The sequence below is a fragment of the Sphingomonas sp. FARSPH genome (assembly GCF_003355005.1).
In the GTDB taxonomy this organism is placed as follows: domain Bacteria; phylum Pseudomonadota; class Alphaproteobacteria; order Sphingomonadales; family Sphingomonadaceae; genus Sphingomonas.
This window is the reverse complement of record NZ_CP029986.1, coordinates 143,068-166,521: the sequence shown is the minus strand read 5'-3', so window position 1 is coordinate 166,521 and position 23,454 is coordinate 143,068. Positions and strand designations below refer to the sequence as shown.

Below are 23,454 nucleotides of genomic sequence, written 5' to 3'. Positions count from 1 at the left end.
ATGCGAGAGGATACGAAACATGATCGAGTATAATCACAAGGGCATGACGGTTGCGTCGCTCCATGACGAGCGCACCGGCAGCTTCCAGTATGTCGTGGTCGACGAAGCCACGAAGACCGCCGCGATTATCGATCCGGTCCTCGACTTCGATCCCCGTGCCGGTGCGACCGCAACCGACAATGCCGATATGATCCTCGAATATGTCCGCGCCAAGGGACTTACTGTGGAATGGGTGCTCGATACCCATCCCCATGCCGATCACTTCTCGGCCGCGCCGTATCTCGCGGAAAAGACAGGGGGCAAAACCGCGATCGGCACCAAGGTCGTGGAGGTGCAGAAGCTCTGGCAGGACATCTACTGCCTGCCTGACCTGCCCGTCGATGGTAGCCAGTGGGATCGCCTGTTCGCCGATGGCGAGCAGTTCAGGATCGGCTCGCTCGACGCGCACGTCATGCTGTCGCCCGGCCACACGCTCGCCTCGATCACCTACGTCGTCGGCGACGCGGCGTTCGTCCACGACACGCTGATGGTGCCCGACAGCGGCACCAGTCGGGCTGACTTTCCAGGCGGCAACGCGCGCGCGCTGTGGCGCTCGATCCGGGCGATCCTCGAACTGCCGCCCAGCACCGCGACCTATGTCGGCCACGACTACGGCAAGGACGGGCGCGAAGTCTTTGGACGATCGACCGTGGCGGACCAGCGTCGTGACAACATCCATGTGCACAACGGCATCGGTGAGGCCGAGTTCGTCGCCACCCGCGAGAAGCGCGACGCAACCCTGCCGCTGCCGGACCTGATGCTTGCCGCGCTCCAGGTGAACATCCGCGGCGGTCGCCTGCCGGAGCCGGAGGCGTGCGGCACAGCGTTCCTCAAGGTGCCGCTCAACCACTTCGGCGCGGGCAAATGACCGAACCAACGCCGCCAACGCCCGGTGATGATGGCGATGCCCAGCGTATCATCTTCGCCATTACCGCCGCGCTGCTCGTCCTCGTCGTCACCTACAAGGTAGGGCAGTCTGACGCGCCCGTGCAGGCACCCGTCGAGGTAGCAGCGGACGCCGCCTTTTCGCCACCGGCGGAAAGCACCATCCCCGCCGGGCCGGACGGCGACGCGATCCGGCGCGGTCGACTGATCTTCACCGCGAGCGCGGCTCATGCCGGCCAGTACGTCGGCAACGGCCTGACGTGCAGCAACTGTCACCTCGATGCCGGGCGGAAGGCCGATGCGTCCCCGATGTGGGCGGCCTGGGTCAGCTACCCAGCTTATCGCGCGAAGAACGGCCGGGTGAACACGATGGAGGATCGCATCCGCGACTGCTTCCTCTACTCGATGAACGCGCCCGCCTCGAAAGCCGGCGCCCCGCCGCCCTATGGCGACGATATCTACCGCGATCTCCAGAGCTATTTCGCCTGGCTCGCGACCGGCGCGCCATCCGGCAAGCCGCTGCCCGGTCGCGGGTTCATAAAGCTCGCCACAACCCCGATCGGGCACGATCCGGTTCGCGGCGCGATTGTGTTCGCCGGCCAGTGCGCATCATGCCACGGTGCGAACGGCCAAGGGCAGGCGAACCCGGACGGCAGCTATACTATCCCGCCGCTGTGGGGAGCGCGCTCCTACAATTGGGGTGCGGGCATGACCGGGCTGGCGTCGGCTGCCGGGTTCATCAAGGCCAACATGCCTTATGGTGAGGGCAACACGCTGACGGATCAGCAGGCGTGGGATGTCGCCGCCTATGTCGATAGTCGCGAGCGACCCCGCGATCCGCGGCAGACCGGGACTGTCGAGAGCGCACGTAAGCAGTTTCACCCCAAAGGGGACTATTATGGTCAGGAGATTGACGGAAAAATGCTTGGCAGCTGATCGCTCGGCTTCCTAACCAGTGTCACAACCGAACGGTTTTGACACCATTCCTTGAGTAGCCAAGTCAGCTAATCGCTTAGTGACCTAGCCGTAATGGATAAGTTGAGTCACTGCTGTTTTCTGCTTTCGTTCTCCACGATACTGAATCATAGAATTGTTATGCCAATCGCGCGTGAACATCGCTGGCTCTACCCGATTGACTGGCGTGAACTATCTGCCTTCATCCGGTTTGGCCGCGCCAAAGGACGCTGCGAACATTGTCAGCGCCCGCATGGTCGTCATGTGCTGCATCTGGGCGATGGTGTTTGGTGGGATGAGGACATAAGCAGGTGGCGCAACGGGCAGGGCAGGTGCGTTCGCCGCCTGCCGCCGCCCGACGCCCTCTTATGCGCGCAACCTGGCTTCGTCGGCATTGATCCACCTTCACAAGTGCGGATCACGCGCGTGGTTCTTGCTAGCGCGCATCTGAACCATGATCCGAGCGATAACCGACCACGCAACCTCGCTGCACTCTGCCAGCGGTGCCACATGCGCCACGACGCCAGCGAGCATCGCCGACGTCGGTGGATCAACGCCTTCCGTATGCGTGCGATCGGCGATCTATTTGCCTGATCCGAAATCTCCTGCTGACCGCCTGGGAGCTAATCAAAGATCACTCAGTCGGTGAATCGAACGCTGTCAGGATTGGGCACGGCCCTGCCGATCCCGAGCCGCACTCGCTGGCAAGCCGACGCAGCGAAGCACGCGCCTGTTCAAGCTCGGCGATCTTCGCATCCAGCGCCGCCATCTGCTCATGGGCGAGCTGGCGCGCACGCGCGCGATCGTCGGTCGCATCCAGCGCCAGAAGCTCACCGATCTGCTCGAGCGTGAAACCGGCTGCCTGCGCCGAGCGGATGAAGCGAAGGCGGCGGGCGTCATCGGTGCCGTAGCGCCGGATGCCGCCTCCGGCGCCAGCCCCGGTCGGCCGGTCTGGCTCGTCCAGCAAACCGCGACGCTGATAGTAGCGCACCGTTTCGACGCCGACGCCGCCCTCGCGCGCGAGCGCCGCGATCGTCATGCCGGTCATGCCTTGACTCCGTACTATGGTACGGACCCTATATAGGCGGGGCGAGGATATTGGAGAAGCGGCATGGCGAGCGCCCCCGCCAAACAGGCGACGATCTACCGGATGGTGATGCCGGAACATACCTGCCCTTTCGGGCTGAAGGCGAAGGATCTTCTGCGCCGGGAAGGCTATGCGGTCGATGACCATTGGCTGATGACGCGGGAAGAAACCGACGCTTTCAAGGCGAAGCACGGCGTCAAGACGACCCCGCAGATCTTTATCGCCGGGGAGCGGGTCGGCGGCTATGACGATCTGCGCCGCTTCTTCGGCAAGATGGTCCGCGACCCCAAGGCCGTCACCTATCGCCCGGTGATTGCCGTGTTCGCGATGACGGCGCTGATGGCGCTCGCCGCCAGCTATGCGGTACTCGGCACGCCCTTCACGGTGCGGGCGGGTGAATGGTTCATCGCGTTCTCGATGTGCGCTCTGGCGATGCTCAAGCTCCAGAACGTCGAGAGCTTCTCGAGCATGTTCCTCAACTACGATCTGCTCGCGAAGCGCTGGGTGCCCTATTCCTATGTCTATCCCTACGCGGAAGGAGCGGCGGGCGTCCTGATGGCAGCCGGCGCGTTGACCTGGCTGTCGGTGCCCGTCGCGCTCGTTATCGGTACGATCGGCGCGGTGTCGGTGTTCAAGGCCGTCTACATCGACAAGCGTGAGCTGAAATGCGCGTGCGTGGGCGGGGACAGCAACGTGCCGCTCGGCTTCATCTCGCTCACCGAAAACCTGATGATGGTCGCGATGGCGCTGTGGATGATCGCTGCGCCGCCCGTGCTGGCGATGGCGCACTGACGCGAAGGTCGGCACGCGTCGTCAATGCGGGCTGATCGCCGTAACTTCTGCCGTCATACCCTTCGCCTTGGCGGTGAATGCGACCCGCTGCCCCGACCGCAGTCCCTTGAGCAGGGTCGGGGGGGATGCCCGGAAGGTCATCGTCATTGCGGGCCAGCCGATCGTCGGGATCGGGCCGTGCTTGATGGTTACGGTTCCACCTTTCGCGTCGACGGCAGTGATCGTCCCCGATCCGCTGCCGGATTTTACAGCCGATGCAGCCGGCCTGCTGCCTTGAGCAAGAGCGCTCGCTGCGATCGGCGTGACTAGTAGCATGAATGCGGCGCGCATGGAGAAAGTGGCTTTCATCAGATCTTCCTTTCGGGGCGGGTTGAAGCTCGCCGCCGCAAGAGCAAGTAGGCGGCTGGCAGGATGAACATGGAGAGGAAAGGGGCGGTCAGCATTCCACCGATCATCGGCGCGGCGATCCGGCTCATCACCTCCGATCCGGCGCCATGCCCGATCAGCACGGGGAACAGCCCGGCGACGATGACAGCGACGGTCATCGCCTTGGGACGTACCCGCAACAGCGCGCCCTCCCTGATCGCTTCCGATACTTGCTCGCCCGACGGTGACGGCCCGCGCTCGGCCAATGCGTGTTTCAGGTAGATCAGCATGACGACGCCGAACTCCGCCGACACGCCGGCGAGCGCGATGAACCCGACACCTGTGGCGACCGATTGCGCATAGCCGAGCAGCCATAATGTCCAGATGCCGCCGGTCAGCGCGAAGGGCAGTGTGCCCATGATAAGCGCCGCCTCGTCGAGGCGACCGAAGGTAAGGTAGAGGAGAAGGAAGATGATCGCGAGTGTCGCCGGCACGACGAGCATCAACCGAGCCTCGGCACGCTGCAGATACTCGAATTGTCCGGAATAGGCGATCGAGACGCCGGGGCTGAGCCGAACATCTTTGCCAACAGCACGGCGCAGATCGGCGACCGTGGAGGCCAGGTCGCGCCCGCGCACGTCGACATAGACCCATGTCGAGAGTCGACCATTTTCCGTCTTGAGCATCGGTGGACCTTCCGCGATCGACACGGATGCGACGGTGCCGAGTGTGATCTGCTGACCCGATGCGGTGACGATTGGGAGCGTTCGCAGTCCCTCCAGACTGTCACGCAGCTCGCGGGGGTAGCGGACGCTGATCGGGTAGCGGGCAAGGCCCTCCACCGTCTGGCCGATCGTCTCGCCGCCGATCGCGCCGGACACAATCTCCTGCACATCGGCGATGTTGAGACCGTAGCGCCCCGCGGTCACCCGATCGATATCGACATCGACATAGCGGCCTCCGGTCAACCGTTCTGCCAATGCCGAGCTGACGCCCGGCACGGTCCTGGCGACACGTTCGATGCTGCCGGCGATGCGGTCCAGCTCGGAGAGGTTGGACCCCGACACTTTCACCCCGATGGGACTCTTGATGCCGGTCGCGAGCATATCGATCCGATTGCGGATCGGAGGCACCCATACGTTCGTGAGGCCGGGCACGCGCACTGTGCGGTCCAGCTCCTCCACCAGCTTTGCCGGCGTCATCCCCGCGCGCCATTGATCGCGCGGCTTGAATTGGATGGTCGTCTCGAACATCTCGAGCGGTGCCGGGTCGGTCGCGGTCTCGGCGCGCCCGGCTTTGCCGAACACGGTTTTGACCTCGGGAACGGTTTTTATCAGCCGGTCTGTGCGCTGGAGCAGGGCCGAGGCGCTCGCGGCCGAAAGGCCGGGAAGCGCGGACGGCATGTAGAGCAGATCGCCCTCATCCATCGTCGGGATGAACTCGCCACCCAATCGGGTCAGCGGCCATGCCGTCGTCGCCAGTACCAGGGCGGCGATGCCGATCGCCGCCCAAGGCCGCGCCAACACGCGGTCGAGCGCCGGGCGATAGGCACGGGTGAGCACGCGGTTGATAATGTTGTCGTTCTCGGCCGGAATGCGTCCCCGGATCAGCCATCCCATCAGGACCGGCACGAGCGTTACCGACAGGATCGCCGCTGCCGCCATCGCATAGCTCTTGGTGAAGGCGAGCGGGGCGAACAGCCGTCCCTCCTGCGCTTCGAGCGTGAACACCGGCACGAACGACAGCGTGATGATGACGAGGCTGAAGAACAGCGCCGGCCCGACCTCGGCCGCGGCCTCGGTGATGACGCGCCAGCGTTCCTCGCCCGCCAGCGCCACGCCCGGATGGTCGTGTTCCCATCGCTCGATCCGCTTGTGCGCGTTCTCGATCATCACGATCGCGGCATCGACCATCGCGCCGATCGCGATGGCGATACCGCCCAAAGACATGATGTTGGCGTTCACCCCCTGCACACGCATGACGAGCAAGGCCGCGAGCACCCCCAGAGGCAAGGTGACGATCGCGACCAGCGCAGACCGGACATGCCACAGAAACAACCCGCAGATGATCGCGACGACGACGAACTCCTCGATCAGCTTGCCCGTCAAATTCTCCACCGCGCGGTCGATCAATTGCGAGCGGTCATAGGTGGTGACGATCTCGACGCCGGGGGGAAGGCTCGCTTTCAGTTCCGCGAGCTTGGCCTTGACGGCTTCGATCGTCTGCCGTGCATTCTTGCCCTGACGCAGGATGACGACTCCGCCCGCGACCTCGCCTTCGCCGTTCAGCTCGGCGATGCCGCGGCGCATCTCGGGGCCGATCTGGATCGACGCGACGTCGCCCAAGGTAACGGGGACGCCGGCACCGGCGACCTTGAGCGGGATCGCGCGGAAATCGTCGACGGTGCGCAAGTAACCTGACGCGCGCACCATATATTCGGCTTCGCCCAGCTCGAGGACGGACCCGCCGGCCTCCTGATTGGCGCGGCGAATGGCATCGACGGCCTGAGTGTGCGTGACACCGAATGCGGCGAGCCGCGTCGGGTCGAGCAGCACCTGATATTGCTTCACCATTCCGCCGATGCTCGCCACCTCCGCAACGCCGGGCAGCGTTTTCAGTTCATAACGTAGGAACCAGTCCTGCAAGGATCGGAGCTGCGACAGGTCACGGCGGCCGGTGCGGTCCAACAGCGTGTATTCATAGACCCAGCCGACCCCCGTCGCATCAGGACCCAGCGCGGCCTGCGCGCCTTGGGGAAGCCGTCCCTGCACCTGGCTCAGATACTCCAGCACGCGTGAGCGCGCCCAATAGAGGTCGGTCCCATCCTCGAAGAGGACATAGACGTAGCTGTCGCCGAAGAACGAATAGCCGCGCACGGTTTTCGCGCCAGGCACGGACAGCATCGTCGTGGTGAGCGGATACGTCACCTGGTTCTCGACGATCTGCGGGGCTTGGCCCGGCCAGCTCGTGCGGATGATGACCTGCGTGTCGGACAGGTCGGGGAGCGCATCGACGGGGGTGGCACGCATTGCGAACACCCCGGCCATGGCGAGCGCGATGGCCGCCAGGACGACGAGGAAGCGGTTCGCGACCGACCAGCGGATGATCGCGGCAATCATCGCCCAGCCTCGCGCGTCATGCGGCGCAGCGTTGGACCATCGGCGGGTTGATCAAAGCCGAACCGCACCCGCTCACCCTTGCGATACCCACGCACCAACGCGGGATCGGCGACGCGGAACGTCATTGTCATGGCCGGCCAGCCGATCGCCGGAACGGGCTGATGGGACAGGGTGACGGAACTGCGATCGATCGCCTCGATGCTGCCGACCGTCTCGTAGATCGACGCGGTGGGTTTCACGGCCGGCTTTGTTGCGGGTGACGCTTCGACACCAATCGGACGCGCATCGAGGCCAGCGAGGCTCGCTTCGGAGTCGATCAGGAACTGGCCCGACGCGACAACCTTCTCACCCTCGGTCAGGCCGGCGACTATCTCGGTTTTGCCGCCGCCTTCTGCGCCAGTGCGAACCTCGGCGGGTCGAAAGCGTCCACCCGGCCCTGCCAACATGACGAGTGTGCGCCGGCCGGTCCGGATCACGGCCTCACTCGGAACAAGGAGTGCATCGCGGCTCCCCTGGTCGAGCGCCACGCTGGCGAACATACCGGGGCGCAACCGGCCGGCACGGTTGGGGAGCTCGACGCGGATTGTGAGCGTGCGGCTCGCTGCCTCGGCCTGGGGCAGGATCGCAGCGATGCGGCCCCTGAAGCTTTCGCCCGGGAAAGCCGCCAGCGTGGCGATGACGGGCGTGCCGATCCGCAGGTTTCCTGCGAGGGCCTCAGGGACAGCCGCGTTCAGCCACACGGTGGCGAGGCCGTTCACCTCCGCCAGTGTCTGTCCTTGCGCGACCGTCATCCCCTGTCGGACGCCGAGCGTCTTGATGACGCCCCCCACGGGCGTGCTGATCGTCGTCACACCTTGCGGTCGGCCGCGCCACTCCGCCGATGCAATCGATCCGGCGGGCATCCCGAGAAGCAACAGGCGCTCTCGTGCCGCCCGCGTGAGCCCGGCATCCCCGGTGCGGCGCACGGCGAGATACTCCGCCTGCGCGCCCGCCCATTCGGGCACAAGGATATCGGCGAGCGGGGCGCCTGCCGGCACGACATCGCCTGGCGCGCGCGCATAGACGCGCTGAACGAAGCCGCCGCTGCGTGCCTGCACGACCGCAACGTTGCGGTCATTGAACTCGATGCTGCCGGTTGCCGAGGCCGAGTTTGACAACGATCCGCGTTCGACCGTGACGATCCGCGCGCCGAGCCGCTGGAGGCTGGCCGGATCGATCGCTACGCCCGGTGCGGCGCTACCGCCTGCGCCCTCGTCGGCATAGCGGGGGATCAGTTTCATCCCCATCGACGAGAGACCCGGGCCGTCGTGCCGCTCCCCCGGGATCATCGGATCATACCAGTAGAGGATCTTCTTCTGCGGGGCTGGGGATGCCGTTTGATCGGCAGCCGAGGACGTGCCAAGTTTCGCGAGCCCGAAGCCCACGCCCCCTGCGACCAGCACCAGCGCGCTTACCGCGGTGACAAGGCGGGCGCGGGTAATGGTAGTGTCGCTCATCGATCGGCGCTCCCGAAGGTAATGGTGAGGCGGACAGAGTCTGCGGCGACGAGCGCCTCACGGTCGAGCACGGTCAGCTCGGCGTCGGCGAGCGCGGTCTTGGCTTCGATGGCATCCGCAAGACTCGCGCGACCGGCAGAGTAGCTCGCTATCTCCAGATCGGCTCGCTTCCGAGCGAGCGGAAGGAGCACGTCGCGCGCGCGCTGCCATTGGCTGTGATGCATTTGGTGGTCCGCCAGCGCGGCCTCCAGATCGGCTGCCAATGTGCGCCGGGTTTCTTCGCGCGCGGCCTCGGCCTGCGCCTGTGCGGATTTGCGGGCTTCGATGCGCGGGTTCTGACGCGATCGAGCGAACAGCGGCAGGCTCATCGAAACTCCCGCCGACACCATGTCGCCATACCGGGGGTCACGGCGTTGATAAGCTACCTCTACCCCCCAATCGGGTCGCTTCTCCGCTCGCGCCGCATCCACGTCGGCCTGCGCGCGCTGAATACCGGCCTCGGCGAGAACCATGTCGGAGTGAAGGCTGAGCGCGTCCCGCAGCCGCGCCGGAGCCAGATCGATCGCGGGCATATCGCCGGCAATCTCGGGCGCCGATACGCCGGTCCAGCGAGCCAGCATCGCGCGGGCGCGCGCAACGGCGGCCATCAACTCGTCGCGGCGGTCGTCGAGTGCCGCGATCTCCTGATCGGTCGTCAGTGTCTGACCAGGGCGGACCGAACCGGTCGTCACGGCGGCCCGCGCAGCGGAAGGGAGAGATCGAAGGAATAGCAGAACGGTGTCGAGGGCAGCTAGTCGACGCTCGGCATAAGCAAGGTCGATCCATGCCTGCCCCGCTCCCAATCGCACCTCCCGGAGCTTGGTCGCTTGCGATGCTTCTGCCGTTGCGATCACGGCGCGTGCCTGCGCTTGCGCGGCATGACGCTTGGCAAGGTTGGGTAGGTCCTGTTGGAAACCGACACGCCCCATCGTCATGTCGTCTCTGGATAGGGAGAAGGCGGGTGGCCCAGAGACAGGATAATTCTCGATTCCGATCGACACACGGGGGTCCGGAAGGCTTCCCGCCGCACGTGCATCGGCTTGGGCGGCGCTGACCCCCGCGCGACCGGCAACCGCTCCCGGGGCGTTGGCAACCGCATCGCGCAGCGCTTGGTCATAGGTAAGTGTCTGCGCGTGCGCGGCGCTCGTCGTGAGCGCGGCGACCGCGAGCATCATGGATGCGCGCATCCCTCTAGTCCCTTCATGTCATAATGATGGCCGGGCTCCAAATGGTTGATCGGAGCCCGGCACCTGTTCAGGCTCGCCAGCTTAAGTTGACTGGCCGCCCTTCATTGACATGCAGGCGTCGCGACCGCGTTCCATCATCGGGCACACGCAGGCGCTCGACTGGGGAACGTCCGTAACCCATACGCGACGTGGGGCTTGAAGCGGCGCCCGCGGGCCCGGCTGGTAATTGGAACGCCACTCCCAATGACCATTGCTTTTATTTTCAGATGTGGCCGCCGTCGCTGCCGACGCGGCGAGGCTAGCGGCAAATACCGCCAAGATGAACGTTTTCATGTCACTTTCCAATTTGATCGAGATTTAAAATCGGCAGAGCCGCAACCGGCGAACGGCTGCAGCCTGACACGGCTTGACTCGATCAAACGGTAGGCGGTTCGGGCTCGGGAGCGACGTTGAGGCCGGCAAGTGCCCGGCTGGCAGGCCAGATAACGATTTGAGATGCGATCGAGCGCTTCAGCACTCTTGCCGGCTCCTCAAACGTCATGGGAACAACGCATCCCATTTGGGCGATACACGCCAGCGTCAGTCCTTTGCATGGGTGTTCCGATGACGGATCCGGGGTCGCCATACCCGCGCAATCCATGCGGGATGGGGTGACATGGCTCATCGCCATCTTGGGTGAGAGCGATGGGCCGGCCGCATACGCAATTCCTTGGCCCAAAAGGCCAAGCAACGCTCCAACAAGAAGCAAGAGAGAAAGACGAGCTTTCAACACCCGGATACTATCCCAATTGTCAACGCCGAGGTCAATACGGGTGGTTTGCCGGGTGCCGTAGTGCCGGCATGAAGCGCCGGGGAAGATTTGCCGCTCACAAGACAACCTGTCGTTTAGGCGCCGTGGCTAGCAAAGACACGCCGGCCAGCGGCACCGAACGCAATGACGTCATAGGGCTGGGTTCTCATGCCGGGCACCTCCATGCCCGGTGAGCCCATCGGCATTCCGGCCACGGCCAAGCCGCGCACGCCTTTAGGATGCTGGGCCAGCGCGCGCTTCATGTCCGCGATCGGGACATGTCCCTCAAACGCCATGCCGTCGATGATCGCGGTATGGCAGGACGCGAGGTCAGCGGGCAGGCCGATCTTACGCTGCAGCACCTCACGGCGATCATCGTCGATGATCTGGACCTTGCGGCCGAACTGCTGACGCACCTGCGCCGCCCATTTCTCGCAACAGCCGCAACCCGGATCGCGGTGCATGGCGATGTCGGCCGCGGCCGATGCGACCGCTGGGATGGTCATTAGCAAGGCGGCGACGGCGCCACGAACACCATTCTTCATCATCAGCTCCTAAGAACCCGACCGAAAATTAGGTTGAGCGATTTCAGTCAGTTGTGATTCACCGGGTTTTGCGAAGACCTTGGAGAGCACATGGGCTGGACCGAAACCGCTCGTCGCGAGCATGACAGAAGTAGGCTGCGTTACACAAGCGACTGCACCGATGCGGAATGGGCGATCATTGCGCCGCTGCTGGCTCGAACGACGAAGGTGGGCCGCCCGCGCCTGCACCGGGCACGGGATCTGTGGAACGCGATCCAGTACCTTGCCGCGACGGGATGCCAGTGGGCGCAACTGCCCCGGGACTTTCCCCCGTTCACGACCGTGCAGTACCATTTCTACCGGATGCGCGACAGCGGCCTGCTCGATGCGATCAACGCGGTGCTGGTAGCCGGAGTACGGATTGCCGAAGGGCGCGAGGCAGAACCGACTGCGGGCATCATCGACAGCCAGTCGGTCAAGACCACCGAAGCGGGTGGGCCGCGCGGCTATGATGCCGGCAAGAAGATCAAGGGCCGCAAGCGCCATATCGCGACCGACACGGCCGGCAACCTCCTCGACGGACTGGTGCTCTCCGCTGACATCCAGGACCGCGACGGCGCACCGGACCTCATCGAACGCTGTCGCGACGCCTATCCGTCCCTGAGCCGTTTCTTCGCCGATGGCGGCTATGCCGGGCAGAAACTGGCCGCCGCTATCGCGCATATCGACCACCTCGCCATCGAGATCGTCCGGCGTTCCGATGCCCACCGCTTCGTCGTCCTGCCCCGGCGCTGGGTCGTCGAGCGCACCATCGCATGGCTCAACCGATGTCGGCGTCTCGCCAAAGATTGGGAGGCGTCCGTCGCCTCCGCCGAAGCCTGGCTCATCATCGCTTCCATCAGGCGCATGACACGCCGTATCGCAAAACTCGAATTATGAGTCGGGCTCTAAAAGGAAATCCCCGCCCTGCCGGGGGGTAGGGGGATCGACAGGGCGGGGCAGCGCTCCCTTATTGCGGGCGCTTGCCGTGCTTGCTGAGCCACGCCTGCAGCTCGGCAATATCCTTTTCCTGTTTCGTGATCGTCATCTGCGCCATGCGCTTGGTCTCGGCGTCGCGCGCGTCACGCACCGCAACGCGCGACATGGCGATGGCGCCTCGGTGATGCTCGATCATCTTGCGCGTCCACATTTCGGCCGCGTCGCCCTGCTTGGCCGCCATCATCTTCTGATGCATGTCCATCTCGGCCTGGCCGTAGGGATTGCCGGCCATCATGCCCGCCATGTCGTCGTGGTTCATGCCGGCCATCTGACCGTGGTTCATGCCCTGCATTCCGCCGCTCTGCTGCGCGAGGGCGGGCGTGGCGAGCAGCGCCAAAGCTGCGAATGTTGGTGCGAAGCGCATTATTGATCTCCCTGGGTTCTAAGACTTCTACGCGTGCGAGGCGGCTATCCCTCACCCGGGGTGCTAGAACGCGCGAGAAATTGTCAGGAAACAGGACTTTATTTCCGAGGGCTACGCTCCTGAGCCGCGTATATTATGCCTCGATCACGATGTTGCGACGCCGCGTTTTGGGCCATCGCATGTAGAGAAGCACTGCCCCCCCTAACCAAAGCGCAAGCCCACCGATCGCGAAGGCGAGCAGCCAGGGCGTGTTGAAGTTCTCGTGATTCGTCCAATCCATGATGTGAAGGCCCCAGAAGAAGTCGTAGAGCCGCCAAGTGCCGGTTCGGACAGCCGAGATCCGACCGGTGTCCGCCGCGACAAAGACGCGGGTGGAATCGAGGTCGGCGAACGCGACGCGCCAGGCGGGGAGCGTGCCGCGATATTCGGGGCTGGCGCGCTCGATCCGCTCTACCTTCGCCGCTGGTCGAGCACCGCCACGCCATGCCAAACGCGCGATCTCCTCGGCCTCACGAGCCGTTGGTGCTGGCAGCGCTTGGCCCGTCGCGGCGTCGAACAGGCGCGTTCCCTTGGCTGTCGCGACCTCGGCGACCGGGCGGCCAAGCCACATGCGATAGGTGATGGCCTCGATGGGCGCATCTGCTGCGCCTACGATCGCCGATGGTGGGGCGAACGTGCTGCCGCGGGGAAGGGGCGCCGCGGCTTTGCGGTCAACGAGGTGATCGCCATGCACCCGATCGATCGGCAGGAAGCTCATCAGGGCGCCGCTTGCGAACCATAGCAGGAGCTGCGCGCCGATGATGATCGCGAGCCATTTGTGCGTGCGGCTCGCGAGTAGATGCAGCCTCAGTTTCGCGCTTTTCAGAACCACTCCTCCCTCAACCTCGTCGCCGGGGTCACTTCATACCCGGCATGTCCTTCATCATCTCGTCGTGATCGGCCGGGGCGCTCGCGACCAGTGCCTTATACTGTTCGGGCGTCATGCCGGGGAGCTTGCGGACGAACGCGACCATATTCCAAATTAGGGGGTCGGGATGCGTCTTGCCCCATGCCGGCATGGCGCTGAGCTTCACCCCGTGCTTGATGATCCAGAATTGCTGGGCGGGGGTGAGATCTTGAGCGCGCGCGAGTTCCGGCGCCTGTGGATAGAGGCCCTGGCTCATCTCGGATTTCTCGACGCCGGGGCCGAGATGGCAACCGGAACACATTTCTCCGTAAAGGCCCGCGCCGACTGACACGCGCTGCGCCGATGCCAGATCGGCCGGGGGTGTTATGCCGCGCGCGCGTGCCTCAATCGACCGATCGCGCAGGCGTTCGAGCATTGAATAGACCGCCGGCGTGTGCGGTTCGTCGGCCGCGATGTTATACACGCCAAGGTAGATAAACGCGGCTGCGCCCAGCGCCAGGACGATCGCCAGGGCGCCTACGAACGGCAGGCTCGGGAAGTGCTGCCTTATCGAGCGCCTGCCGTCTTGAGCCATCTGTTCCTCCATCGATCAGAACCAGACACGAACGCCGGCGACGATGCTCTTGGACGTTGCGCGATCCCCATCGGCGCGCGCGTAGCGGGCGGTGTCGCCGAAGCGGCGATCCCATGACACGCCGACATAGGGGGCGAACTCGCGCCGGATCTCATAACGCAGCCGCAATCCAAGCTCGGCGTTGGATAGGCCCGATCCGATCCGGTTTTCCGGCACGTCCTGCGCAGCGAAATTGAGCTCGGCGCGCGGTTGCAGGATCAGCCGCTGGGTGATGCGCTGGTCGTAATAGCCCTCAAGCCGCCCTAGCAGGTCGCCCTTGTTGGACAGGAATACCGCGCCCTCTAGCTCGAAGAAGCCCGGTGCCAGCCCCTCCAGCCCGACGGTCGCATAGGTGCGTTTCGGGGACGGCCCCAAATCCTGGCGGACACCCGCTTGTAGATTGAAATAAGGGCCAATGGTCCGGCTATAGAGCGCCTGCACCTCGGCGCTCTCGATGCCCTCGCGGAAGGCTCCCTCGCCCTCAGACTTGATGAAGAGGCGGTTGATGTCACCCCCGAACCACGCCTCGCCATCCCAGCGATAGCCGTCACGACCGTTGCGGAATTGATACTCAGCGAGGTTCAATAGCACCTGGCTGAAGTTTTGACCGCCGTGATGCTGCTGAAGGTGATGGCGACCCATCGCCATCGCGTCCGCGCCGTAAACGCTGTCGGCCGCATGGTCGGTCGGCAGGGGCGGGGCGGGGGCGTTTCCTGCGGGAAGCGCGGTGCCAGTCTGCTGCACCCCATCGGCCGCCATGCCTGGCATTCCGGCCATTCCCGACATGCCCTGCATGTCGTGGCCGCTGTGCTGGTCGGCTGGCATGGTCATCCCCGGCATCGCCGAATGGTCCATGCCCTGCATCGGCTGCTGGGAGCCCTGAGGGACCGTTTGGCCGTTTCCGGGCATCTGCATCCCCGGCATGGCTTCCATGCCCTGCTGTGAGCCCTGCGGAGCCGCATGGTCCATGCCGGGCATAGACGAGTGATCCATGCCCGGCATGGTCCCGTGATCCATACCATTCATGCCGGCCGTTGGCGCGGCGCGGCGTTTCGTCGTCGAAGCTGATGGTCGCCTCGCAGGAGCTGACCTAGTCTTGGCCGGCTTGCCTTTGGCCGTGGGCTTCACCACCGGCTTCTTTTTCGCAGGCATCGGCATGGTCATGCCCGGCATTGCCGAATGATCCATGCCCTGCATCGACTGAGCGGCGACAGGACCGGCGATGCCGAGCATGGTGGTGGCGGCGAGCGCCGCGGTCAGCCGGTTCATGCCGCCTCTCCCGCGAACGGGCGAACGGTGACGACGCGCATCATGCCTGCGGTCATGTGGTAGAGATTGTGACAGTGGAACGCCCAATCGCCGGGTGCATCGGCGGTCAGATCAAAGGTCATCTTGCCTCCAGGCGGCACGTTGACGGTGTGCTTGCGCGGCGCATGATTGCCGTGCCCCGTCACCAGCTCGAAGAAATGGCCGTGGAGATGGATGGGGTGCGGCATCATCGTATCGTTGACCAACGTCACCCGCGCCCGCTCGCCTTTGCGGAACGGGATGGGGTCGGCGGGATCGCTCAGCTTCTGCCCGTCGAAGCCCCACATGTAGCGCTCCATGTTACCGGTCAGATGGATCTCGAACTGACGCGACGGCGCGCGCACGTCGGGGTTGGGCGCGAGCGAAACGAGGTCGCGATAGGTGAGGACGCGGTGATCCAGGCCCTCCAGACCCTGGGGCGGTTCACCGCTACGGTCCTTCGGCATCGGGGAGATGGTCTGCACGCCCGGCCCCATCTTCACGCCCGGCGCATTCTTCGGGTCGCGCATGTTCATGTTCATGCCGCCACCCGACCCGTGGTCCATCCCGGCCATGCCGCCAGCCTGGCCCGATCCGCCCGACATGGCACTATGGTCCATGCCGGCCATGCCAGCACCGCCCGCTGCCATTTGGCTATGGTCCATCCCGGGCATTACAGCGCCGCCCATCTGGCTGTGGTCCATGCCGGACATGCCGGACATGCCCGCCATCGCTGCGCCTGCCGCGACCGTCCCGTGATCGGTCGGCCCCTTCCAGCCCGTCAGCTTCCAAAGATTGCGCGAGGCGTTCTGCATCAAGGTGGGGTCCGGCCCGCGCGTGGCGACCGGGCTCTCGTCCTTCATGCCGGACATGCCCTGCATCCCGCCCATGCTCCCCATGTCCATGCCCATATCGGTCATGGTCAGCAGCGTGCGCGGACGAAGCGGCGGGACCGGGGCGACCATCCCCTCACGCGGGGCGAGCGTCGCCCGGCCCATGCCGGAGCGATCGATAGCCTCGGAGACGAAGCTGTAGGCCCGGTCCTCGGGCGTCACGATCACGTCGAACGTCTCGGCAACGCCGATCTGGAACTCGTCGATCTTCACCGGACGGACATTCTGCCCATCGGCCTGCACGACGGTCATCGGCAGGTCGGGGATGCGGACGTTGAAGTTGGTCTGCGCCGCGGCGTTGATGATCCGCAAGCGGACCCGCTCGCCCGGCTTGAACAGCCCCGTCCAGTTGTCATACGGCCCGTAGCCGTTGACCAGGAAGGTATAGGTCGAGCCGGTGACGTCGGCGATGTCGGCGGGGTCCATTCGCATCTTTCCCCACTCGATCCGGTCCTTGAGCGGCATTTCCCGACCCGCGAGCAAGCCCGCGAGGGTCGGCCGCTGATAGTTGAAATAGGCGCCGCCCATCTGCTTCAGCTTCCGGAAAATCTGCTCGCCGGTCATCTGGCTGTGGTCGGACAGCACGATCACATGCTCGCGGTCGAACGCGATCGGATCGGCACCGGCCGGGTCGATCACGATCGGCCCGTAAAGTCCGCCCTGCTCCTGCTCGCCGGAATGGCTGTGATACCAGTAGGTGCCCGACTGGATGATCGGGAACTCGTAGATGAAGGTCGAGCGCGCCTTGATGCCGGGGAAGCTGATGCCGGGCACGCCGTCCATCGCGAACGGCACGAGCAGCCCATGCCAGTGGATCGAACTGTCCTCGTCGAGATTGTTGGTGACGGAGAGGCGGACCTTTTGCCCCTCCTTCAAGCGAATGAGAGGGGCCGGCACCGTGCCGTTGACGCCGATTGCGGGCGTCGACTTGCCGTCGACGGGAAGTCTGAAACTGTCGATCGTCAGCGCGATGTCAGTGCCCGAGACGGTCGGCAGCGGTTTGACGATCCCGCCCGAGACAGGCTGCGCCCACGCGGGCATATAGGCGGTCAGCGCCATGCCACCGCCAGCAAGGGCGGCGCCGCGAAGCATCTGGCGGCGATCGATAGTGCGGCTCATACGGTCCTCAAGGCTCTCGAACGGGAGTGTCCCTCTAGCCTTGATACGCAGCTCAGGGCGCTATCCCTCAGCGCCCGCCCAATCGCTCCAGCAACTTCGATCGCGCGCGATAGAGGCGGGTTTCTACCGCCTTTTCGCTGATCGACAACACTGCCGCGGTTTCAGCCTGGCTCAACCCCTCGATCGTGCGCAGCACCAAGGATTCCTTCAATGCGGTCGGCAAGCCCGCAATGGCGCGCGTCACGCGGTCGAGTTCCTGTCGGTCGCCCGTCGCGTCGTCGATCGCCACCTGGTCGTCTGCAATGGCTTCGGCTTCCGGGCCGATCGGTGCGGCGAACGCCAGAAAGCGCCGCACGGTGCGCTTGCGCCCCCAATCGCGGCACTTGTTGATCGCGATCGTCGATAGCCACGCGCGCATCGATCGATCGCCGTCGTAGCGGGGCAGGGCCTGATGCGCCGCGACGAAGGTCTCCTGCAGAAGGTCCAGCGCCTCGTCGGCCTCGCCGACGCACGCGCGCACCATGCGGAAGATTGACTGCCGATGGCGGCGCATGATCTCGGCGAAGGCGGCTTCGCGCCCGGCGATGCTGAGGGTCGCCAGCTCGCCGTCCGTAAGCGTGGTCCAGTCGAGGCTCACGCGCCGAACCTCAACGTGCGTCGTCGGTGAGCGCCTTCACCACGGCCTGATCGAACTGGCCGGTCTGATTGGGCCGCAAGAGCTGGCGCATGGCGAAGATGTGCGCCAGCGTCGCTTTCTGGAGCTCGCCCATGACGGCGTGGCTCTGGTCGACCGCTGCGGCGACGCGCGGCCCGTTGCCATGCTCGGCCTCGATCGCTTCAGCGAGCCGGGCATTGTTCGCCCGCAATTCCAGCTCGAATGCGCGCCGCTGCACGGCGAAACGCTGCTCCAGCACTTCAAGTCGCGCTTCCTGGTTGGCGTCCAGCGCCAGCTTATGATGCAGCACGTCGTGCAGCTCCGAGCCGGGCTGGGCACGTGGCGGAAGTAGCGCCCGCCCCACGAACACACCGATGATCGCGGCGATGAAGCACGCGACAATGCCAAGCAGAAGGCGGATGCGGCCGCTCATTGCACGCCGACGAGCAGCGTGGAGGGCGCGAGCGGCGACACCGGCCCCAAGGGCGATAGCGAAGCCGCGCTGGCTTCCTTCGCGGGCACACCGGCACCGAAGATGCCCATGACGAGCGCCGCAGCGATCGTCATTGCCCCAACGCCTAAGCCGGCGCGCGCCGCTGGACGTGCGGCGACCCGCGCCAGCACGCGATCTTCCATGCCATCAAGGCTCGCGGGCACGGGTGCTTGCGCCAGCCTCATCAATACTGCGTCGAGGTCCATGTCGTTCACTCCACCCCTCTAGCATGGATTACGCAAGCGACGCGCCCATCCCTCAAATCCATCCGTGAGGGGTGGTCGATCGGGGCGCGTAATGAAGGACAGGAACCCTCCTGTCGAAAGGCCCCCTATGCGCCGCCTATCCGTTCTGACTGCTGCTGCCGCTCTCGTCATGTTCGCCGGAACGGCGAACGCCCATCCTAAGCTGGTGTCGGCATCGCCGGCCGCCAATGCGACGGTCGCGAAGCCCGCTCGTATCGAACTTCATTTCAGCGAGAAGCTGATGCCAGCCTTCTCCAAGGCCGATCTCACGATGGCAGCGATGCCCGGCATGGCAGCCATGAAGATGGCCAGCGCCTCCGCGCTCTCGTCCGATGGCCGGACCCTCGTCATCACCCCGAAATCGCCGCTCCCATCGGGTCGGTATAGCGTCGCGTGGAATGTCGTCTCGACCGACACCCACAAGGTCGCAGGAACCTACGTCTTCGCGGTGAAGTGAGGCGATGGGGGACTGGTCGCTTATCGGCGTCCGCTTCGCGCTCTACGTGACGCTGGCTGCGCTGTTCGGCCTTGCCGCATTCAGCCTTTATGGGCTGCGGGCGCGCGAGCGCGGCGACGCGCTCGCGCTGCGTCCCTGGTTCATCGCCAGCGCTGGCCTGAGCCTGTTGTTTTCAGGCGCCTGGGTCGTGCTGATGGCCTCCTCAATGGCCGGAACGCCGGCCTGGCCGATCGACCGTGAAGCAGTCGGCGCGCTGCTCACCGGCTCTGCGATCGGAGCAGCATGGAAGCTGCGCATGGTCATGGTGGCCCTCGCGGCGCTGGCAGCGCTGGTCGCGGGCGGGCGCGGCATCTGGCTGAGCATCGTCGCGCTCTGCTCGGCCGTGGCACTCGCAACGCTGGCGTGGACCGGACACGGCGCGATGGACGAAGCCGTGATGGGCTGGGTCCACCTCATCGTCGACATTCTCCATCTGATCGCCTCGGGCGCTTGGGTTGGCGCACTACTGGGGCTGCTCCTGCTCGTCTCCCGACCCGCGGCGCGCGTAGACGCGGCGCATCTGGGGCTGACGCACCGCGCGCTGCACGGGTTCGGCGCGATCGGGACGGTTGTGGTCGGCACGATCCTCGTCACCGGCCTGGTCAACGGCTGGATGCTGGTCGGGATCGGCAACCTCGCCACGCTTCCTGCGACGCTCTATGGTCAGCTCCTGATCGCAAAGCTGGCGCTGTTCGTCGCCATGCTAGGGCTCGCCTCGCTCAACCGCTTCCGGCTCACGCCGGCATTCGAGCGGTCGATCGCAGCGGACGATCACAAGGGCGCCCTCGGCGCGCTGCGGACAAGTCTGGCGATCGAAACCGCCTGTGTCATCGCGGTTCTCGGGCTGATCGCCTGGCTCGGGACGCTCGCGCCGCCTGCATCGGCGATGTGATGCGCGGCCGGGGAGCCCTCGCGGTCCCCGGCCGTTCACGGGGCCGCGCCTGATGGATCAGTCGATCCTGCTCGACGAGACGGGGAGGATGCTGGCCGTGGCCGGCCTGATCTGCGTGGTGCTGCTCGTGCCGATGATGATCGTCGGGCTGATAATCAGCATCATCCAGGCGGCGACGTCGATTAGCGAACAGACGCTGAGCTTCGTGCCTAAGCTGATCGCGCTAGGCGTATGTTTGGTGATTTTCGGGAGCGCAGCGACCGAGCTCCTGACCAAGTTCACGGCCGAGCTGTTCGCTGTGATCGCGAGCATGGGCCGTTGATATGCAGATAGCTGCGCGGGCGGGCGACCGCCCGCGCAAGCCCCGCTATGCCGCCATCCGATCGCAGGAATCGGCGCACTTCCGGCACGCTGCCACGCAATCCTCCATGCCGCCCAGGGCCTCGCAGCTCGCTGCGCAAGCCCGGCAGATCTCGGCACACTCGCGGCAGATATGCTGATGGTGGGCGGACTTGCGCGCCATGAAGTCGATCGCAACCGCGCAAATTTGCGCGCAGTCGGCCATGATCTTCATATGCTCGGGCGCGGCGTGCTGGCCGCCCATTTCGAGGCAATGGTTCATCGCCATGTGAAGACAGGTCACATGGCATTCGTGGCAGGCGTCCATGCACGCCTTCATGCCGGGGTCGATCTGGTGCATCGCATTATCTCCGTATGAGCCCCCGCCTGTTCCTAGATACGCGCGCCGCGCGATCACCCCTTGCCGCGATCTCCGTCGTTCGCGGCAAGTTACATGGCCCACCGACCGAACAGCGTCGCAACGATGATGCCCGCGCCAAGCATGATGAGCGTCAACACTGTCATCGCGGCGATCTGAGGTCCGGTCACGCGCGCGCCGGCCGCCATGCCGCTCATCCCTGCCATTGCGTCGTGTCCCATGTCCGGCATCGGCGTGGCCGATTGCCGGTCCGCGCCGACTTCGTGTCCGCCATGCCCCAGCGCGCGCACCGTGCCCATGCCGTGCTTCAAGCGCACGCCAACCAGCCAAAGGTTGATCGGATAGGCGACTGCGAACCCGACGAGTGTCGCCAGCGACATGACGCCCCAAAAGCGGAGCGAGCTGGCGTGCATCGCGGCCATGTCGCGGCTCATCAACACCACCATCGTCGGGATCATGCCGGCCATGACGGCATTCATCGACAGCCATTCGGGGATGAACGACATGCGAAGCGCGCCCCAATAGGAACCGCCCGCCATGTCGCGCATGAAAAGCGCCTGGAAAATCAGCAGTCCGAACGCGAAGCCGAACACATATTCCGCGATCACGTCCTGCCACATCGGCAGGCCGAGCGCCGTGGTGATCGCGGCTGCGGCGATGACGCCGGTTGCATCGCCCGCCATGCAATGGATGGCCGAGCCGAACGCCTGCTTCCAGAGCGGTCGAACGAAATCCTCGTGCCGCTCGTTCGCCGGCTCCTGGCAGGACAGGACATAGGCCGCGGCCATGATCGGGCCACCATAGAGCGTGACCAACAGCCACCCCCATTTCATCACGCGCAGCTCGGGGTTGCGGGTGAAGGCATCCCACGCGACGTAAGCGACCGAAAGGGCGGTCAGCACGAACCACCCGATCAGCACGGCGTCGAGCCAGGGGGCCGGGGATGGCATCGTCACGGCAGCACTCCTCTACATGCTAGAGGATACGCGGCTCTCCGGATCATCCCTTGCGCGGAGCGGGCTAGGCGAGCTTGCTGGAAACGGCCTTGATCGCTTTCAGTCCCGATCCGAACCGCGCGATGGCCTCCCGGTTCTTCTCCAGCTCGCCATAGGGCAGGTAGGATATGTCGAGGTCGGCTACGCGGCTGAACGCGGGCCGCTGCAACTGCGCGCGAACGTCCGTCTCGCGCGCGTCGGGCGCGACAAGGAACAGCCCCGCGGTCGCGTGAAGGTCGCCACCGCTCAAGGCCAGGTCGAGCATCCTGACGATGCCCGAATAGATCGAGGTCGAATGCTCCACCTCGAACGCCGCGGCGACATGATCGCCGGCCTTCTCAAGCCACAGCACGTCGATCAGCCGGATCGAGTCAGCGCCCTTCGACGTCGCGATCGTGTCGGGCAGGCGCTCAAGGCATCCTGCGCCCAAGGGTGATCCGTCGAAGGCGCGGCTGCGGTCGTTCGCGGCGATCCATACGTCATAGCCGAGCGCCAACCCTAGATCGCGAAGCCATGCCTGGATTTCGGTATGGGTGCGCTCGTTCTCGCCCTCGCGCTGAGCGGCCTTGCTGAGCGTGCGCGCTTCCTTGCGCGCCGCCTCAAGCCGCTGCCCCCAGCTCGCCAGCGTCGCGCCGCTCACGTCGAGGGGCGGAGCCGGATAGCGATCGGAGCCGATGTCGAACAACAGACCGCCGATCGCGCCTAAATCATTCGATAGCAGCTCGCGGAAGCGGTCGTTGAGATCGAGGATGCCGGTCCGCATCGCCAGAAAATGCTCCCAGCTCCCGAGCTTCACATTCGCCCCCGTCAGCGCGTTGTAGCCCTTAACGATTGCGGTGTTGAAGGGCGGCACCAGCGTCGGGTGAAGGAAGTAGAGGAGGTTGGCGACCGCCGGACCCAGCCCCTTGATCTTCAAACGGTCGATCGCGTGGATATGGCTGATGATCTCCTCGGCCGTGTCGCAACAGGAACAGGCGTCGAGCAAGCGGCCGAACGCGCGCTGATTGTCGGGGCTCTCGTAAATGTCGGGGATGCGGAGCTTCGGCTTCCAGAGGAACGCATGGTCCGCGCCCTTGAAGATTTGCCGCTGCTCGGCGACGGAATGGACGACGGTTTCGAGCGACGATCCGCGGTAGGCGACGCCGAACGTGCCGCGCTCGATCTCGCCGACAACCTGGGTGATGCCGCGCCGGATTGATCGGAAGTTCTTCAACCGCTCGTCCCAAAGAAACCAGCTCCGATAGGTCGCGCCCTGATCGTCACGCCAGCGGGCAATTAAGCGGCGCACCAGGCCGTCATGGTCGGTGCCAGTAGAAAGACTGTCGATCTGCGCTGCCATATGTCCCCGATTGCCCCCGGCCCGCGTTTGGCGAGCTAGTAATAGACCTAAGCTGCGGCCCTTATGGCGTCGAGGGTGTAGAGCTGGCCCCCGCAATATGAGGGCAACGCCGCTCCCGCGCG

The 23,454-nt window shown here is 65.1% G+C and carries 25 protein-coding genes; 8 read left to right on the top strand and 17 right to left on the bottom strand.

Going from position 1 to position 23,454, the window contains the following annotated elements; translation table 11 throughout:
• Positions 1 to 19 precede the first annotated feature (19 nt).
• From DM480_RS16685 to DM480_RS16675, 3 genes are all read left to right on the top strand, one after another.
• Positions 20 to 907 (top strand): MBL fold metallo-hydrolase, encoded by an 888-nt coding sequence (locus DM480_RS16685; RefSeq protein WP_018251202.1) that lies wholly within the window; start codon positions 20 to 22, stop codon positions 905 to 907.
• Positions 904 to 1,860 (top strand): c-type cytochrome, encoded by a 957-nt coding sequence (locus tag DM480_RS16680; RefSeq protein ID WP_018251203.1) that lies wholly within the window; start codon positions 904 to 906, stop codon positions 1,858 to 1,860. The genes DM480_RS16685 and DM480_RS16680 overlap by 4 nt, the downstream gene beginning before the upstream one ends.
• Positions 1,861 to 2,019: 159 nt before the next feature.
• Entirely contained in the window at positions 2,020 to 2,472 is a 453-nt protein-coding gene (locus DM480_RS16675; protein ID WP_043060763.1) for a hypothetical protein, read from the top strand.
• Between the two features lie 40 nt (positions 2,473 to 2,512).
• Here DM480_RS16675 and DM480_RS16670 read toward each other — a convergent pair whose 3' ends face one another.
• Entirely contained in the window at positions 2,513 to 2,926 is a 414-nt protein-coding gene (locus DM480_RS16670; protein ID WP_018251207.1) for a MerR family DNA-binding protein, read from the bottom strand.
• A gap of 63 nt (positions 2,927 to 2,989) precedes the next feature.
• Between DM480_RS16670 and DM480_RS16665 the strand changes: the two genes are divergently transcribed.
• A complete protein-coding gene (locus DM480_RS16665; protein ID WP_017980773.1) occupies positions 2,990 to 3,757 on the top strand; it encodes a glutaredoxin family protein in 768 nt (255 codons plus the stop codon).
• A gap of 21 nt (positions 3,758 to 3,778) precedes the next feature.
• Here DM480_RS16665 and DM480_RS16660 read toward each other — a convergent pair whose 3' ends face one another.
• The 5 genes from DM480_RS16660 to DM480_RS16640 form a co-directional block, all read right to left on the bottom strand.
• Positions 3,779 to 4,105 (bottom strand): copper-binding protein, encoded by a 327-nt coding sequence (locus DM480_RS16660; protein ID WP_017980774.1) that lies wholly within the window; start codon positions 4,103 to 4,105, stop codon positions 3,779 to 3,781.
• On the bottom strand, positions 4,105 to 7,242 hold the full coding sequence (locus DM480_RS16655; RefSeq protein WP_018251208.1) for an efflux RND transporter permease subunit: 3,138 nt from the start codon (positions 7,240 to 7,242) through the stop codon (positions 4,105 to 4,107). Before DM480_RS16655 ends, DM480_RS16660 begins: the two co-directional genes overlap by 1 nt.
• Positions 7,239 to 8,738 carry an efflux RND transporter periplasmic adaptor subunit gene (locus DM480_RS16650; protein WP_061780583.1) on the bottom strand — a complete coding sequence of 500 codons (1,500 nt, stop codon included), beginning with the start codon at positions 8,736 to 8,738 and terminating at the stop codon, positions 7,239 to 7,241. The genes DM480_RS16655 and DM480_RS16650 overlap by 4 nt, the downstream gene beginning before the upstream one ends.
• Complete coding sequence (locus tag DM480_RS16645) at positions 8,735 to 9,964, bottom strand: TolC family protein (RefSeq protein ID WP_017980777.1); 1,230 nt, start codon at positions 9,962 to 9,964, stop codon at positions 8,735 to 8,737. The genes DM480_RS16650 and DM480_RS16645 overlap by 4 nt, the downstream gene beginning before the upstream one ends.
• Before the next feature lie 885 nt (positions 9,965 to 10,849).
• A complete protein-coding gene (locus tag DM480_RS16640; RefSeq protein ID WP_017980778.1) occupies positions 10,850 to 11,302 on the bottom strand; it encodes a DUF411 domain-containing protein in 453 nt (150 codons plus the stop codon).
• Positions 11,303 to 11,389: 87 nt separating this feature from the next.
• On the opposite strand from DM480_RS16640, the gene DM480_RS16635 reads away from it, so the two are divergent.
• Positions 11,390 to 12,217, top strand: a complete 828-nt coding sequence (locus tag DM480_RS16635) for an IS5 family transposase (protein ID WP_076712056.1) — start codon at positions 11,390 to 11,392, stop codon at positions 12,215 to 12,217.
• Between the two features lie 70 nt (positions 12,218 to 12,287).
• Here DM480_RS16635 and DM480_RS16630 read toward each other — a convergent pair whose 3' ends face one another.
• From DM480_RS16630 to DM480_RS16595, 8 genes are all read right to left on the bottom strand, one after another.
• Positions 12,288 to 12,680 (bottom strand): DUF305 domain-containing protein, encoded by a 393-nt coding sequence (locus DM480_RS16630; protein WP_042469554.1) that lies wholly within the window; start codon positions 12,678 to 12,680, stop codon positions 12,288 to 12,290.
• A 133-nt stretch (positions 12,681 to 12,813) separates the two neighbouring features.
• A complete protein-coding gene (locus tag DM480_RS16625) occupies positions 12,814 to 13,551 on the bottom strand; it encodes a PepSY domain-containing protein (RefSeq protein ID WP_017980780.1) in 738 nt (245 codons plus the stop codon).
• Between the two features lie 25 nt (positions 13,552 to 13,576).
• Complete coding sequence (locus tag DM480_RS16620; RefSeq protein ID WP_017980781.1) at positions 13,577 to 14,173, bottom strand: c-type cytochrome; 597 nt, start codon at positions 14,171 to 14,173, stop codon at positions 13,577 to 13,579.
• Between the two features lie 3 nt (positions 14,174 to 14,176).
• Positions 14,177 to 15,469, bottom strand: a complete 1,293-nt coding sequence (locus DM480_RS16615; protein WP_024310688.1) for a copper resistance protein B — start codon at positions 15,467 to 15,469, stop codon at positions 14,177 to 14,179.
• Positions 15,466 to 17,499: a copper resistance system multicopper oxidase gene (locus DM480_RS16610; protein ID WP_018251213.1), complete on the bottom strand. Its 2,034-nt coding sequence runs from the start codon at positions 17,497 to 17,499 to the stop codon at positions 15,466 to 15,468. The genes DM480_RS16615 and DM480_RS16610 overlap by 4 nt, the downstream gene beginning before the upstream one ends.
• Before the next feature lie 67 nt (positions 17,500 to 17,566).
• Positions 17,567 to 18,136: an RNA polymerase sigma factor gene (locus DM480_RS16605; RefSeq protein ID WP_018251214.1), complete on the bottom strand. Its 570-nt coding sequence runs from the start codon at positions 18,134 to 18,136 to the stop codon at positions 17,567 to 17,569.
• A 10-nt stretch (positions 18,137 to 18,146) separates the two neighbouring features.
• Positions 18,147 to 18,587 carry a periplasmic heavy metal sensor gene (locus DM480_RS16600; RefSeq protein ID WP_017980786.1) on the bottom strand — a complete coding sequence of 147 codons (441 nt, stop codon included), beginning with the start codon at positions 18,585 to 18,587 and terminating at the stop codon, positions 18,147 to 18,149.
• Positions 18,584 to 18,853 carry a hypothetical protein gene (locus DM480_RS16595; RefSeq protein ID WP_020486670.1) on the bottom strand — a complete coding sequence of 90 codons (270 nt, stop codon included), beginning with the start codon at positions 18,851 to 18,853 and terminating at the stop codon, positions 18,584 to 18,586. Before DM480_RS16595 ends, DM480_RS16600 begins: the two co-directional genes overlap by 4 nt.
• 127 nt (positions 18,854 to 18,980) lie before the next feature.
• On the opposite strand from DM480_RS16595, the gene copC reads away from it, so the two are divergent.
• Genes copC through DM480_RS16580 form a run of 3 tightly spaced genes read left to right on the top strand, consistent with a single transcriptional unit; the run spans position 18,981 to position 20,602 of the window.
• Positions 18,981 to 19,349, top strand: coding sequence for a copper homeostasis periplasmic binding protein CopC (gene copC, locus DM480_RS16590; RefSeq protein WP_020486671.1), 369 nt, complete (start codon positions 18,981 to 18,983; stop codon positions 19,347 to 19,349).
• A 46-nt stretch (positions 19,350 to 19,395) separates the two neighbouring features.
• Positions 19,396 to 20,280, top strand: coding sequence for a copper homeostasis membrane protein CopD (gene copD, locus DM480_RS16585; protein ID WP_231292101.1), 885 nt, complete (start codon positions 19,396 to 19,398; stop codon positions 20,278 to 20,280).
• Between the two features lie 52 nt (positions 20,281 to 20,332).
• Positions 20,333 to 20,602 carry a flagellar biosynthetic protein FliQ gene (locus DM480_RS16580; RefSeq protein WP_017980790.1) on the top strand — a complete coding sequence of 90 codons (270 nt, stop codon included), beginning with the start codon at positions 20,333 to 20,335 and terminating at the stop codon, positions 20,600 to 20,602.
• Positions 20,603 to 20,647: 45 nt separating this feature from the next.
• Here DM480_RS16580 and DM480_RS16575 read toward each other — a convergent pair whose 3' ends face one another.
• The 3 genes from DM480_RS16575 to DM480_RS16565 form a co-directional block, all read right to left on the bottom strand.
• Positions 20,648 to 20,980 (bottom strand): four-helix bundle copper-binding protein, encoded by a 333-nt coding sequence (locus DM480_RS16575; RefSeq protein ID WP_017980791.1) that lies wholly within the window; start codon positions 20,978 to 20,980, stop codon positions 20,648 to 20,650.
• 89 nt (positions 20,981 to 21,069) lie between these two features.
• A complete protein-coding gene (locus DM480_RS16570) occupies positions 21,070 to 21,954 on the bottom strand; it encodes a DUF4396 domain-containing protein (RefSeq protein WP_020486672.1) in 885 nt (294 codons plus the stop codon).
• A gap of 64 nt (positions 21,955 to 22,018) precedes the next feature.
• Positions 22,019 to 23,332: a type II restriction endonuclease gene (locus DM480_RS16565; RefSeq protein ID WP_115381676.1), complete on the bottom strand. Its 1,314-nt coding sequence runs from the start codon at positions 23,330 to 23,332 to the stop codon at positions 22,019 to 22,021.
• Between the last annotated feature and the right edge of the window lie 122 nt (positions 23,333 to 23,454).